The sequence below is a fragment of the Citrobacter sp. U14242 genome (assembly GCF_046555775.1).
GTDB lineage: Bacteria > Pseudomonadota > Gammaproteobacteria > Enterobacterales > Enterobacteriaceae > Citrobacter.
This window is the reverse complement of record NZ_JBKGLW010000003.1, coordinates 207,520-219,362: the sequence shown is the minus strand read 5'-3', so window position 1 is coordinate 219,362 and position 11,843 is coordinate 207,520. Positions and strand designations below refer to the sequence as shown.

The following is an 11,843-nucleotide window of genomic DNA, read 5'->3' as shown; positions in this document are numbered from 1 at the left end:
ATGCACCGTTTTAGTGCGTTTTTTCTTTTTCTATCCTGGCCGTACCCCGCGCGGCTGAATCATCCCGCGTTTTTCATTCCTGGCACACCCCTTGCAATGTTCAGCATGTGTATCTGCAGCCACTACTGAATTCTGACTGGAGGGGATCTATGAAGCTGGTTACCGTGGTAATCAAACCGTTCAAACTGGAAGACGTCCGTGAAGCATTGTCGTCTATTGGTATTCAGGGGCTGACCGTCACCGAAGTGAAAGGGTTTGGCCGACAAAAAGGTCATGCCGAGTTGTACCGGGGAGCGGAATACAGCGTCAACTTCTTACCCAAAGTGAAGATTGATGTGGCAATTGCTGATGACCAACTGGATGGCGTAATTGATGTCATCAGTAAGGCCGCCTACACCGGAAAAATTGGCGACGGCAAAATTTTCGTCGCCGAGCTACAACGCGTGATTCGTATTCGTACCGGCGAAGCCGACGAAGCCGCACTGTAACGTCTGGCACACAGTGATAGGAAACCAAAAAATGAAGATAGCAACGATGAAAACGGGTATTGCATCACTGGCGCTGCTGCCGGGACTGGTGATGGCGGCACCGGCGGTCGCGGATAAAGCCGATAACGCTTTTATGATGATTTGCACTGCGCTGGTGCTGTTTATGACCATCCCTGGCATTGCGTTGTTCTACGGCGGTTTAATTCGCGGTAAGAACGTGCTGTCAATGCTGACCCAGGTTACGGTGACATTCGCTCTGGTCTGTATTTTGTGGGTCGTTTATGGCTACTCACTGACTTTCGGCGAAGGAAATAATTTTTTTGGTAACTTCAACTGGGTCATGTTGAAGAATATTGCACTGACGGCGGTGACGGGGAGTATCTATCAGTATATTCACGTTGCTTTTCAGGGGTCTTTCGCCTGTATCACTGTTGGGCTTATCGTTGGTGCGCTGGCGGAGCGTATACGGTTCTCGGCGGTGCTGATTTTTGTGGTGGTGTGGCTGACGCTGTCTTACATTCCTATTGCACACATGGTCTGGGGCGGTGGTTTGCTGGCTACTCATGGTGCGCTGGATTTTGCTGGCGGCACGGTAGTACATATCAACGCCGCGATTGCCGGTCTGGTTGGGGCTTATCTGATTGGTAAACGGGTCGGTTTTGGCAAAGAAGCGTTTAAGCCACATAACCTGCCAATGGTTTTTACCGGCACGGCTATTCTCTATATCGGCTGGTTTGGCTTTAACGCTGGTTCCGCGGGTATGGCGAATGAAATTGCCGCGCTGGCCTTCGTGAATACCGTTGTTGCAACCGCGGCCGCTATTCTTGGCTGGATCTTCGGTGAATGGGCGCTGCGTGGCAAACCATCATTGCTGGGAGCCTGTTCCGGTGCCATTGCGGGTCTGGTTGGTGTGACGCCTGCCTGTGGTTACATCGGTGTTGGTGGTGCGTTGATCATCGGCGTGGTTGCTGGTTTGGCGGGGCTGTGGGGCGTGACGATGCTGAAGCGCTTTCTGCGTGTTGATGACCCGTGTGATGTCTTCGGTGTTCACGGTGTCTGTGGCATTGTCGGATGTATCCTGACTGGCGTATTTGCCGCCAGCTCTTTAGGGGGGGTAGGATTTGCCGAAGGCGTTACCATGGGGCATCAGCTTCTGGTCCAACTGGAAAGTGTGGCGATCACCATTGTCTGGTCCGGTGTCGTGGCATTTATCGGCTATAAGTTGGCGGACATGACGGTAGGTCTGCGCGTACCGGAAGAGCAGGAGCGTGAAGGGCTGGATGTGAACAGCCACGGCGAAAACGCCTACAACGCCTGATGTTTCAATTTCTCGGATGGTGCTAAATGCTTTTCCGGCCTACGACAATTTATCCTGTAGGCCGGAAAAGAAATCAATTACGATTACGCATTACCCCTTCCTGCACGGTAGAGGCGACCAGCACGCCATCCTGAGTATAAAACTCCCCGCGTACAAACCCCCTGGCACCAGAGGCAGATGTACTTTCTACGTTGTACAACAACCACTCATTGATATTAAAAGGACGATGGAACCACATCGAATGGTCGATCGTGGCTATCTGAATCCCTTTTTCCAGAAAACCAATGCCATATGGTTGTAAAGCAACAGGCAGGAAGTTCAGATCGGAGGCGTAACCAAGCAGATACTGATGTACACGAAGATCGTCCTGCAGCGTGCCGTTAGCGCGTATCCACACCTGGCGAGTCGGGTTGGCAACGTGACCTTTTAACGGATTATGAAATTCCACCGGACGTACTTCCAGTGGGCGGTCGTTGATAAATTTTTCTTTCAACAGCGGTGGCAGCAGGTGAGCTACTGAACGGGCGATCTCAGTTTCTGATTTAAGCTCTTCAGGGCCAGGCGCATCCGGCATCTCTTTTTGATGCTCAAACCCGTCTTCTGGTGCCTGGAAAGAGGCGGTCATATAAAAAATGGGTTTCCCATTCTGGATCGCGGCAACGCGGCGGGCGCTGAAGCTGTTACCATCGCGCAGCACTTCTACATCATAGATGATGGGCTTTTGGCTATCGCCTGGCCGTAAAAAGTAGCTGTGGAAGGAATGCACCAGACGTTCTTCCGGCACGGTCTCTTTCGCGGCGTACAACGCCTGACCGACAACTTGTCCACCAAAAACCTGACGTAACCCTAAGTCTTCACTTTGGCCCCGAAAGAGTCCTTCTTCAATTTTTTCCAGATTTAACAATGTCAGCAAATTTTTCAGTGCCAGACTCATACGTGCTCTCCAGGTAATAGCGATCTCGCAGCGAGGTAGGCAGAGTATAACGCAATTTTAAAAGTGGTCCGATGGGTGCAATTGTCTGAATTACAGGCCTATTGCAAGCAGAAATTGCTAATTTGTGCCACACTTAGTCATGTTATGCTTTTGTTAACCACTCTTCTGGCGAGGAAAGTTCTCGTTGGTGCATAGATGATAAGGAGAATTTAATGAAACTCGTGCACATGGTAAGTGGTTTAGCGGTTGCGGTCGCTCTGGCGGCCTGTGCTGGTAAAAGTGCAGATATTCAAACACCTGCGCCAAGTCCTAATACGTCAATTGCTGACACACAGTCTAAAATTCAACAGCCGAATGTATCTGGTACGGTATGGATCCGCCAGAAAGTTGCCTTACCGCCGGATGCCGTGCTGACCGTCACACTGTCAGATGCGTCGCTTGCCGATGCACCGTCAAAAGTGCTGTCGCAAAAAGTTGTGCGTACCGAGGGAAAACAAGCACCATTCAGTTTCGTGCTCCCGTTTAATCCGGCAGATATTCAGCCGAACGCACGTATTCTGCTGAGTGCGGCGATTACAGTGAATGATAAACTGGTCTTTATTACTGATACCGTCCAGACGGTGATCAATCAGGGGGGGACTAAAGCCGACCTGACCCTGGTCCCGGTCCAGCAGACGGCCGTTCCAGTACAGGCGAGCGGTGGTGCCGCGACAACGGTACCGTCAACGTCACCCACGCAGGTGAATCCGTCTTCCGCAGTTCCTGCCCCGACACAGTACTAAGGGCATACTACCCCTCTCCGTCCGGAGAGGGTTAGTACACCCAGCGATAGCGCTGTAAATCGATTTGCCCACTCCCCGAAACCACAATACCTTCCGCCAGCAATGCCTGGCGTTGTCGTTGCAGGTCAGGACCTGTCAGTGAAATCATTCCGTGACGATTAACCACGCGATACCAGGGCAGGGTGCTACCTTCAGGCAGTCGCTTGAGTACACCGCCCACCTGACGCGCAGCGCGCGGTGAGCCAGCAAGCCTGGCGACATCGCCATAGGTGGTGACGAATCCTTCGGGGATTGAGGCAACGATTTGCCAGACGCGTTGAGGGAAAGAGTCTTGTATATCCATCGTTTATTCCTGCGCTAATCCTCCAGCATAATCCCGAATGACGAGGTAGTGAAGCTTCATTGCACAAGAAAACAGCATCTGATGCGGGATGGGTTGCAATTACAGGGGGCAGCAGTGATAATGCGCCTGCGCGTTGGTTAACAACGTTCTCAATGGGGGCTCTGTTGGTTCTCCCGCAACGCTACTCTGTTCACCAGGTCAGGTCCGGAAGGAAGCAGCCAGGGCAGATGACGTGTGTGCCGGGATGTAGCTGGCAGGGCCCCCACCCAATTCTGCCGTCCGGCAATCTCAGTTTTTCTCATCTTCTTTTCTTTGTCATCGTATTGTCATTTTATTGTCATCAAATGCTGTCAATGTGTTTCGGGGATGTTATTTGATGCTTTTGCCGTCGCCATCGCGTAGAGATATGAGTCTTGCGCCCGGTGGACTTTGGCTGACCACAAGGACTTTTTACGATGTCGACCGCAGTATTGAATGTCAAAATTGATGAGGCGCTAAAAGAAAAGCTGCGTCATTACGCTGAAGTGAATAATGAGAACCTAAGTATCTCGACGGAAAAATTGCTGCTTATCGCGTTTTCCGCCATTGAAGAGGCGGGAGTCTCCGCTGAAGATATTGATAGCCAGCATACGGAAGAATCCGTGGTTGAAGCACTGACTCCTAAAGAAATCAAAGCACTGCGCAGATTACTGAAGAAGAAAAAATGAAACAACAATCGCTCTCAACCGCCTGTAATTATGGCGAAGCCTGTGAATTGCTACGTTCCGGTTATGTGAAACATGTTCGTCTGAGCTGGAATGTCGGTAGCGATGAATTTTTCCGTATTGCTTCCGACTGGTGCGATGCCGGGGCGAAAATTAAGAAAGACGGCGAGAATTTTGTGATTTCCCTGAAAGGTTTTCCGGTTCCCCGCCAACTGTAGTTATTGATGGTTTAAGTAGCGCATGACGAGCCTTGTGGCTCGTCGTTCATATTATTTTGCGTATTTTCCCGTGATTGGCCTGTAAACGCAGGTTGTCCCAAATGGGTTGCAACGTCCGGAAGACCGTGCGCATTGTGTCATCGGGCAGTGCGAAGGGCATGCGTAAGAAGCGATCGAATGCGCCATCCAGGCCGAAGCGCGTCCCGGTACCCAATTGAATACCTGCACTTTCAGCGCGTGCGGCAAACAATGTCGCCAGCGTATCGGGTAATTCAACCCAGAAAGAGAGTCCACCTTGCGGTTGAGTAAATAGCCATTCCGGGAAATGTGTCTTCATCAGGTCATGGCACAGATCGCGCCGGGTGGTGAGCAATTGCCGTCTGTCGGGAAGAAAATCGGCTGCATTGTCCAGCAACCAACCCGTGGCAAGCTGTTCAAGTACTGGTGATCCTAAATCAAATGTGTCGCGAGTCTGTACCAGCGCGGCAATGGTACGCGACGAGGCCCGAATCCATCCCAGACGCAGACCTCCCCAAAAACTTTTCCCCGCAGATCCCAGCATGATGATGGGCGCGTCATCATGGAATGCCGCCAGAGGCGGTGGTGGTGGGGCGTCATACCACAGATTGACCATGGTTTCGTCCACCACCAGTGTCGTGCGGGTTCTGGCGGAGATATCGGCGATAACCTGGCGCGTCGACGCATCCATACAACGTCCGGTAGGATTGTGAAAATCTGGCATCAGGTAGGCCATTCTCGGCGCGGTTTGCGCAATAGTGGCGACAAGGCCTGATGTATCCCAACCGTGTTCAGGCAGTGACACGCCCACGGGGCGGCAGGATGCACCTTGAATGGCTGCAATGGCGAGCGGATAGGTAGGATGATCGACCAACACACGATCGCCGGGACCCGTGAGCAAACGCAGGATCAGCGCCAGGCCGCTGACTGCGCCATTCACCACCATTATTTCATCCGGCTGTGTGGGTAATCCGCGTTCGCAATAATGTCGGGCGATAGATTCGCGCAGCGTTGGTAACCCCTGGGGCAAATACCCTGAACTTAGCAAATGCGGTGGCATCGCGAGCAGGGCTTGCTGGTACGCCTGATGAATTTCTGGCCCGGCGCTGAGGGCCGCTGTGGACAAATCCAGCGCGGTGCTGGTGCGGGTTCGCGTCGGTACATGACGGATATGTTCCGGCAGAATCACGCGTGAACCACTTCCATGACGGCTTTCCAGATACCCTTCTTCCCGCAGTTGCGCCATTGCGCTGGCAATCGTCGTGCGACTGACTTCAAGCACGGCGGCCAGTTCGCGTTCGCCGGGTAAGCGGGTATCCAGTGCCAGTCGGCCATCCAGGATCAGCAGGCGCAGTGCTTCAGCCAACTGTCGCCAGATAGGGGTACGTGAGGGGGTCTCCTGCCAGTGCCCGAGCAGGCGCTGCAGGGACTGACTTCCATAACGGCGAGATGACATAGCAGTCCACTTTCTGAAAACTGGACATTAATCATAGTGCCAATTGCGGTGAAGATGAAAGCTATCTGAGAGGTGAGGAGAAAATTATGCTGTGTCGTTTACTTCAGCTGTATGTCGGACTGGCGCTGTACGGTGTTTCGACGGCGATGTTTGTACGTGCAGATTTAGGGGCTGACCCGTGGAACGTATTTCATCTGGGCGTGGCAAATCTATTATCGATGAATATCGGCCTGGTGATCATCGCCGTGGGGGGACTGGTTCTGCTGGCATGGATACCACTGCGCCAGCGTCCTGGATTTGGCACTCTCAGCAATGTCATTATGATTGGTTTGGCGGCAGATGCCGCGCTGGCGGTGATCCCGGGATTTGAATCGCTACTGACGCGCAGTGGACTGCTGGTTGCGGCGGTTATCTTGAATGCACTGGCGACCAGCCTGTATATCGGAGCCGGTTTTGGTGCGGGCCCACGTGACGGCTTGATGACCGGCATTCATGCGCGTACTGGTTGGTCTGTTCGGACTATCCGGACCGCAATTGAGGTGTCGGTTTTGCTGAGCGGTTGGCTTCTTGGCGGAACCGTGGGTGTTGGAACGGTACTGTATGCGTTAGCTATTGGACCGTTAATTCAGATTTGCCTGCCGTGGTTTCGTCATCAGCCGCAGTCACGTATTCGTGTTCGGAATGAGCCTACGGCGTAATCGCCTGCTGACGACTAAACTTAACCTCGACTGACGCGGCCGGAATCGGCTTGCCGCGCAGTACACTTCGGAGGTTTATCTGATGAAGTATGTTGATGGTTTTGTTGTTGCCGTTCCCGCCGAAAACAAGGAGGCATATATCGCGATGGCGGCAAAGGCTGCGCCGCTTTTCAAGGAATTCGGTGCACTGCGCGTTGTGGAGTGTTGGGCTGATGATGTTCCCGACGGTAAGTTGACCGATTTTCGTATGGCGGTAAAAGCGCAGGATCATGAAGAAGTGGTCTTCAGCTGGATTGAATACCCTTCCAAAGAAGTCCGCGATGCGGCGAACCAGAAGATGATGTCCGATCCCCGTATGAAGGAGTTTGGTGAGTCTATGCCATTTGATGGTAAGCGAATGATCTACGGTGGATTCTCGCCCATTATGGATGACTGACGTGACTGGCTGTGCGGCGTGCCGCCAGCCATCTCAATACACGCCAGTGCCATGTTAGATCCGTTGCTCCGCCCACAGAATAAATTCTGTCTTTGGCAGTGCTTTGCTGTACAGCCAGCCTTGACCATACTGTACGCCATGTTGACGTAGCCAGCTTTCCTGGTTCTCGGTCTCGATACCTTCTGCCACCATTTCCAGCTTCAGCGTTTTGGCTATCTCGATAATATGTGGCGTGACATTATTGTATTCCAGCGCATCAACAAACGATTTGTCTATCTTCAGGATGTCTACATCCAGATCCTGCAAATAACTCAGGCTGGAATAACCTGTACCAAAATCATCAATATAAATAGAGTGGCCAGCCTGACGGTATTTGGCGATAAACGGTGCACTGTTTTTCGGGTCGGCAAATTCTCGCTCAGTCAGTTCCAGGGCAATTTGTGCTGGTCTTAGTTGCCAGTGCTTAACCATGCGGTTTAACAGTGCCGGAAGTGTTTCGGACTTCAAATCGGCCGACTCAAGGTTGAGTGATATATGCTGTTGAGGCTGTTGATGCAGCCATTTACCTAGATCTTCGAAGACGTTTTCAATAATCAAACGTGTGAGTGGTTCTGTCAGGCCGGTCTCTTCGGCCAGGGGGATAAAAATATCTGGTGAGAGATAGCTACCGTCAGCTTGTCGCCAACGAGCCAGTGCTTCTGCACCCACAACCTTTCCCGTTTTGAGCGAAATAATGGGCTGGTAATGGACCTTGATATCCCGGTTCTGAATAGCGTCTTGCAATTGGTGATGGGGAGACTGCAAGCGGCGCAAAATACGCAGAATAAAGAGGGCGGTGAGCAGGCCAATAATGAGCCCTGCCGGGAGCCAGATAAGCGCCTGTCGGTGCCAGGATTTTTGCAAAGGTAATGTCGACGCCCAGCTTACGATCGTGATACCCAGTTCGGGGAACGGGCGAGAATTATAAATACTGCCATCTTTTTGAAAATGGCTGATAGAACGGTCTTTTTGCAGATGGTGCAGCACGTCTAAAGGGAGATCGGCACTACTGGCCACCACGACGTTGCTTACTGTACCCACAATGGCGACTTCGATAGGCCATGAACCAAATGGGATAACATCAATGAACGATCCCGGATCGATCATCACAACATAATGTTCGCTGCCGAGCGCTGCCATAAAACGCTTTATCCCGAGGTCATTTTGCGAAGTTAACCAGGCACGATAGCCATCAAGCGTAATTTTCATTGGTGGTGGAAACGCAGCAGCCAGGCTCCTTTTTTCAAGGGAGGAACATTGTGGAACATTGTTTTTGAGGTACATCACTTCCTGAATATAACGGTAGCTGTAGGACAACCGGCGCATTTCCAGCAAATGTTCCTCTGAGCAGGGCACACCCTGGAAGGCTTCTATTTTTTGTAGCGCTTTTTTGGCCTGTTCGCCAACGCGTTCCGTACGCAAAGCGACCCGGGTAGAGAATGAATCAAGTTCATCTATAAATTTCGTTTCGACCTGACGATGTGCCAGCCATAGGCTTAAACACACCGGTATGAGGATAGACAGAACCAGTATTCCCGTCACCAGGCCAATCAGATGTCGTGTTGTCACAGTGATATCCTTATTAACACAGCGTAGAGAAAGTATATCCGAAAGCTAAAAAAGCAATTCGATTGGCATCATATATTTAGGGGCACTTATCACTCCGATAAATTACCCATAGCATAAATCAGGTTGAGATCTGTACGGGAGTGGTGTATTTTGTTGGTTATGTTATAACGTAACAAATTGAGGTTGCCATGAAACCGGATATCCACCCTTTTTATCGCCCTGTGGTATTTCACGATACCAGTGCCAATGAATACTTTAAGGTCGGTTCGACTATCAAAACCGAACGAGAGATTGAGTTCGAGGGCCAAATGTACCCGTACGTAACGCTTGATATCTCGTCTAAGTCACATCCGTACTACACCGGTAAACAAAAAACCTTCGATAACGAAGGCAGCGCGGCGCGTTTCCAGAAACGTTTCGGCCACTTCATTGGCACTAAGCGAGGTTAAGATGCAGGTACTCAATTCACTTCGCAGTGCGAAACAGCGGCACCCTGACTGCCAGATAGTCAAACGCAAAGGGCGTTTGTACGTCATCTGCAAAACGAATCCGCGGTTTAAAGCGGTACAGGGCCGTAAAAAAAGACGATAGTCACTTTGCCAGCATTACAGGGACTGAAGTGCGTTCCCCCCCGGGGGGACGCACTTTTTTTGTTTGCGACAAAGTTTGATCACTGACTGGCCTGTGCGCGGGTTAATGTGAAGACATCATAAAATGACAGTTCACCTTTCCGCGTTATCATTTTTTGCAATTGGGCCTTATGCTCACTGTCGACTTGGGGAGAGTGCAGGATAGTGTCGATGAGCGAGGGCGGCACAAAGCGCGTATTGTACCATTCACCGTTATAGCAGACTCTGAAATCCAGTACGTCAATGTCTTCAAAGCGGTAACGCGGCGCAACATCAAAAAAGAAAAAGGCGTTGAGTAAGACGAACAGTACAACCAACAGCCATACCGAATCGACCAGTGTTTGTGATTGCAGCATTACCGCCAGCGTGGCAAAAAACGCAACATACATGCCGATAAATAGCCCTGGATGTTTACGAATAAAGCTGATGCTAAAGCGCGGTTTGTTGTCGCGCTTTTCGCGAATATTTAAGTCGTCGATGGTTTCGGTAAGCAGGCGTTGTATTTCTGTCATCTCTTGCCTTCGTGAAGTCTGCAATAGTCAGGAGGGATCTGCCCATTTTAAAAGGGGATACCGTCTGAGAAAAGTAACAGATTAACCACAATTTAGCATAACAGTTACATATCAGATCACAGTGTTTTGATGATCCGTGCCGGATTGCCTCCGACGACGGTGTTTGCCGGAACGCTTTTAGTCACCACTGTGCCTGACGCCACAACCACGTTGTCGCCCAGTGTTACACCCGGATTTATTACTGCGCGCCCCCCGATCCAGACATTATTCCCGATGGTTACAGGTTTCCCTAGTTCAACTCCGCTGTTGCGTTCGTTAGCGTCCAATGGATGGGTTGCCGTATAGATATGGACTCCCGGTGCCAGCATACAGTTATCACCGATGTGGATTGGGCAGACATCAAGCATGACGCAGTCGAAGTTGGCGTAAAATGCTTTGCCGAGATAAATGTTATAGCCGTAGTCGCAACGAAAAGAGGGCTCAATGTAAGCGCCTTCGCTTTGACCCAATAGATCGTGCAAGATAGCCTGACGTTCACTCTGCGCATCGGGTGCGGTGGCATTGTATCGGTGGATGAGTTGGCGTGCACGGAGACGGTCGTTGCGCAATGTTTCATCTGCCGGGCGATACAATTCGCCGGCGATCATCTTTTGCTTATCTTCACTCATTACGAACTTTCCTGTTTGCTGATAGGCCGTCACAGTACCTTAAAACGCAATGCAGGGAAGGGGAACGTTCCCGTTTTCTCGCTGTGATCGCAATCACGTGATTTGAATTAAATAATGGTTGTTGGTACGGGAAATGGTCAGTCAGACAAACAAATGTTTCGCGATACCTGACTTAACCTCATGAGCAATTAACGAATAAATTTCCAAACAGATGTTGGGATCTTGTCGTAGAGCTTATTCATTGTCAATTCAGCAAGACGATGATCGGCGGCTGAGTAAAATACAGCCAGTTCATTGTCAGACAATTCATATTTATTTTTCTCAATAACACGCTCAAGCGTGTCAATTGTTTGACAACGTCGTAGGCGCATCAAATAATCTGTTTTAGTTAATGGTTTATCGGACATAACTCTTACCTATGATTGTAATAATTTTTAACAAGACAAACTGACAGGATTAGCCCTGGTGGCATTGACAAAACAGCGAAACAGTCGATTACCTGACTTCCGCCATTTCTGCAGATCCTGCGTATTAATACCATAACTGCTGAACAACATAAAAGTGTCATCCAGGTATTCATCAATCTGTGCGATCAGCTTATTGTCCTCATTGTACTTAATTTTATAATTAAGTGCGAAGGTTGCAATATGCTCTATCAGTTCATTGAGCTGCAAGCTGGTTGCAGAGGTAGGGTCATTTACCCAACCATGGTTGCTTTGTTCAAGGTTTGCAAGACAGTCATGATACAGAGTTTCGCAGAGAAATTTAAGCTGCGCGATATCATGTCTTTTCGGTGAGTATTCATCCATAACGCATCCCCTTCTTAGTGGTTTAGACTAACCGAACACCTTTCGGGATGGATACAACAAACGACCTGGAACTTGCCCGCGACTCCTGATGATTTAACTATAATCTACTCTAAAAAAGATTTCATCGTCATATCACGAAAAATTACAATTATGTAAAATTATGATGCAGTCCCATTTTACATTTTAACAGATAAATGCCGGTATTCGAAATGGAACAACTTC

At 50.2% G+C, this 11,843-nt stretch carries 17 protein-coding genes and 1 other RNA gene; 10 read left to right on the top strand and 8 right to left on the bottom strand.

The window, feature by feature from the left end; translation table 11 throughout:
* Window positions 1-149: 149 nt before the first annotated feature.
* Together glnK and amtB are read left to right on the top strand one after the other, a co-directional pair.
* Window positions 150-488 (top strand): P-II family nitrogen regulator, encoded by a 339-nt coding sequence (glnK, locus tag ACLJXE_RS06035; protein WP_003021657.1) that lies wholly within the window; start codon window positions 150-152, stop codon window positions 486-488.
* Window positions 489-519: 31 nt separating this feature from the next.
* Window positions 520-1,806, top strand: coding sequence for an ammonium transporter AmtB (amtB, locus tag ACLJXE_RS06030; RefSeq protein WP_286628495.1), 1,287 nt, complete (start codon window positions 520-522; stop codon window positions 1,804-1,806).
* A gap of 73 nt (window positions 1,807-1,879) precedes the next feature.
* Here amtB and tesB read toward each other — a convergent pair whose 3' ends face one another.
* Window positions 1,880-2,740: an acyl-CoA thioesterase II gene (gene tesB / locus ACLJXE_RS06025; protein ID WP_271441608.1), complete on the bottom strand. Its 861-nt coding sequence runs from the start codon at window positions 2,738-2,740 to the stop codon at window positions 1,880-1,882.
* Between the two features lie 212 nt (window positions 2,741-2,952).
* Here tesB and ACLJXE_RS06020 point away from each other — a divergent pair, with 212 nt between their 5' ends.
* Window positions 2,953-3,522, top strand: a complete 570-nt coding sequence (locus ACLJXE_RS06020) for a YbaY family lipoprotein (RefSeq protein ID WP_137384617.1) — start codon at window positions 2,953-2,955, stop codon at window positions 3,520-3,522.
* Between the two features lie 31 nt (window positions 3,523-3,553).
* On the opposite strand, the gene ACLJXE_RS06015 is transcribed toward ACLJXE_RS06020, so the two are convergent.
* On the bottom strand, window positions 3,554-3,865 hold the full coding sequence (locus tag ACLJXE_RS06015; protein ID WP_137384616.1) for an MGMT family protein: 312 nt from the start codon (window positions 3,863-3,865) through the stop codon (window positions 3,554-3,556).
* Window positions 3,866-4,027: 162 nt separating this feature from the next.
* Between ACLJXE_RS06015 and ffs the strand changes: the two genes are divergently transcribed.
* The 3 genes from ffs to ACLJXE_RS06000 all read left to right on the top strand — a co-directional run bounded on the left by ffs (window position 4,028) and on the right by ACLJXE_RS06000 (window position 4,787).
* Window positions 4,028-4,124, top strand: an RNA gene (gene ffs, locus ACLJXE_RS06010) — signal recognition particle sRNA small type.
* Window positions 4,125-4,320: 196 nt separating this feature from the next.
* On the top strand, window positions 4,321-4,572 hold the full coding sequence (locus ACLJXE_RS06005; RefSeq protein WP_005125182.1) for a hypothetical protein: 252 nt from the start codon (window positions 4,321-4,323) through the stop codon (window positions 4,570-4,572).
* Window positions 4,569-4,787 carry a hypothetical protein gene (locus tag ACLJXE_RS06000; RefSeq protein WP_410750358.1) on the top strand — a complete coding sequence of 73 codons (219 nt, stop codon included), beginning with the start codon at window positions 4,569-4,571 and terminating at the stop codon, window positions 4,785-4,787. Before ACLJXE_RS06005 ends, ACLJXE_RS06000 begins: the two co-directional genes overlap by 4 nt.
* A gap of 46 nt (window positions 4,788-4,833) precedes the next feature.
* Here ACLJXE_RS06000 and ACLJXE_RS05995 read toward each other — a convergent pair whose 3' ends face one another.
* Entirely contained in the window at window positions 4,834-6,261 is a 1,428-nt protein-coding gene (locus ACLJXE_RS05995; protein WP_410750357.1) for a PLP-dependent aminotransferase family protein, read from the bottom strand.
* Window positions 6,262-6,347: 86 nt separating this feature from the next.
* Between ACLJXE_RS05995 and ACLJXE_RS05990 the strand changes: the two genes are divergently transcribed.
* Complete coding sequence (locus ACLJXE_RS05990) at window positions 6,348-6,959, top strand: YczE/YyaS/YitT family protein (RefSeq protein ID WP_410750356.1); 612 nt, start codon at window positions 6,348-6,350, stop codon at window positions 6,957-6,959.
* An 82-nt stretch (window positions 6,960-7,041) separates the two neighbouring features.
* Window positions 7,042-7,395: a DUF1428 domain-containing protein gene (locus ACLJXE_RS05985; protein WP_115259217.1), complete on the top strand. Its 354-nt coding sequence runs from the start codon at window positions 7,042-7,044 to the stop codon at window positions 7,393-7,395.
* Between the two features lie 54 nt (window positions 7,396-7,449).
* Here the strand turns inward: ACLJXE_RS05985 and ACLJXE_RS05980 are convergent, their stop codons facing one another.
* Window positions 7,450-9,003, bottom strand: coding sequence for an EAL domain-containing protein (locus tag ACLJXE_RS05980; protein WP_410750355.1), 1,554 nt, complete (start codon window positions 9,001-9,003; stop codon window positions 7,450-7,452).
* A 188-nt stretch (window positions 9,004-9,191) separates the two neighbouring features.
* Between ACLJXE_RS05980 and ACLJXE_RS05975 the strand changes: the two genes are divergently transcribed.
* Window positions 9,192-9,452 carry a type B 50S ribosomal protein L31 gene (locus ACLJXE_RS05975; protein ID WP_005125189.1) on the top strand — a complete coding sequence of 87 codons (261 nt, stop codon included), beginning with the start codon at window positions 9,192-9,194 and terminating at the stop codon, window positions 9,450-9,452.
* Window position 9,453: 1 nt separating this feature from the next.
* Window positions 9,454-9,594, top strand: a complete 141-nt coding sequence (gene ykgO, locus ACLJXE_RS05970) for a type B 50S ribosomal protein L36 (protein WP_005125190.1) — start codon at window positions 9,454-9,456, stop codon at window positions 9,592-9,594.
* Window positions 9,595-9,673: 79 nt separating this feature from the next.
* On the opposite strand, the gene ACLJXE_RS05965 is transcribed toward ykgO, so the two are convergent.
* From ACLJXE_RS05965 to tomB, 4 genes are all read right to left on the bottom strand, one after another.
* Window positions 9,674-10,144, bottom strand: a complete 471-nt coding sequence (locus ACLJXE_RS05965) for a YlaC family protein (protein ID WP_410750354.1) — start codon at window positions 10,142-10,144, stop codon at window positions 9,674-9,676.
* A 116-nt stretch (window positions 10,145-10,260) separates the two neighbouring features.
* Window positions 10,261-10,812, bottom strand: coding sequence for a maltose O-acetyltransferase (gene maa / locus ACLJXE_RS05960; RefSeq protein ID WP_410750353.1), 552 nt, complete (start codon window positions 10,810-10,812; stop codon window positions 10,261-10,263).
* Window positions 10,813-11,000: 188 nt separating this feature from the next.
* Window positions 11,001-11,219: an HHA domain-containing protein gene (locus tag ACLJXE_RS05955; protein WP_002892050.1), complete on the bottom strand. Its 219-nt coding sequence runs from the start codon at window positions 11,217-11,219 to the stop codon at window positions 11,001-11,003.
* A gap of 27 nt (window positions 11,220-11,246) precedes the next feature.
* Entirely contained in the window at window positions 11,247-11,621 is a 375-nt protein-coding gene (tomB, locus tag ACLJXE_RS05950) for an Hha toxicity modulator TomB (protein ID WP_003021733.1), read from the bottom strand.
* Window positions 11,622-11,843 lie beyond the last annotated feature (222 nt).

Bases quoted from the DNA above. Each gene is read 5' to 3' on its own strand.
- glnK (WP_003021657.1), top strand. From the start codon at position 150: ATGAAGCTGGTTACCGTGGTAATCAAACCGTTCAAACTGGAAGACGTC.
- amtB (WP_286628495.1), top strand. From the start codon at position 520: ATGAAGATAGCAACGATGAAAACGGGTATTGCATCACTGGCGCTGCTG.
- tesB (WP_271441608.1), bottom strand. From the start codon at position 2,740: ATGAGTCTGGCACTGAAAAATTTGCTGACATTGTTAAATCTGGAAAAA.
- ACLJXE_RS06020 (WP_137384617.1), top strand. From the start codon at position 2,953: ATGAAACTCGTGCACATGGTAAGTGGTTTAGCGGTTGCGGTCGCTCTG.
- ACLJXE_RS06015 (WP_137384616.1), bottom strand. From the start codon at position 3,865: ATGGATATACAAGACTCTTTCCCTCAACGCGTCTGGCAAATCGTTGCC.
- ACLJXE_RS06005 (WP_005125182.1), top strand. From the start codon at position 4,321: ATGTCGACCGCAGTATTGAATGTCAAAATTGATGAGGCGCTAAAAGAA.
- ACLJXE_RS06000 (WP_410750358.1), top strand. From the start codon at position 4,569: ATGAAACAACAATCGCTCTCAACCGCCTGTAATTATGGCGAAGCCTGT.
- ACLJXE_RS05995 (WP_410750357.1), bottom strand. From the start codon at position 6,261: ATGTCATCTCGCCGTTATGGAAGTCAGTCCCTGCAGCGCCTGCTCGGG.
- ACLJXE_RS05990 (WP_410750356.1), top strand. From the start codon at position 6,348: ATGCTGTGTCGTTTACTTCAGCTGTATGTCGGACTGGCGCTGTACGGT.
- ACLJXE_RS05985 (WP_115259217.1), top strand. From the start codon at position 7,042: ATGAAGTATGTTGATGGTTTTGTTGTTGCCGTTCCCGCCGAAAACAAG.
- ACLJXE_RS05975 (WP_005125189.1), top strand. From the start codon at position 9,192: ATGAAACCGGATATCCACCCTTTTTATCGCCCTGTGGTATTTCACGAT.
- ykgO (WP_005125190.1), top strand. From the start codon at position 9,454: ATGCAGGTACTCAATTCACTTCGCAGTGCGAAACAGCGGCACCCTGAC.
- ACLJXE_RS05965 (WP_410750354.1), bottom strand. From the start codon at position 10,144: ATGACAGAAATACAACGCCTGCTTACCGAAACCATCGACGACTTAAAT.
- maa (WP_410750353.1), bottom strand. From the start codon at position 10,812: ATGAGTGAAGATAAGCAAAAGATGATCGCCGGCGAATTGTATCGCCCG.
- ACLJXE_RS05955 (WP_002892050.1), bottom strand. From the start codon at position 11,219: ATGTCCGATAAACCATTAACTAAAACAGATTATTTGATGCGCCTACGA.
- tomB (WP_003021733.1), bottom strand. From the start codon at position 11,621: ATGGATGAATACTCACCGAAAAGACATGATATCGCGCAGCTTAAATTT.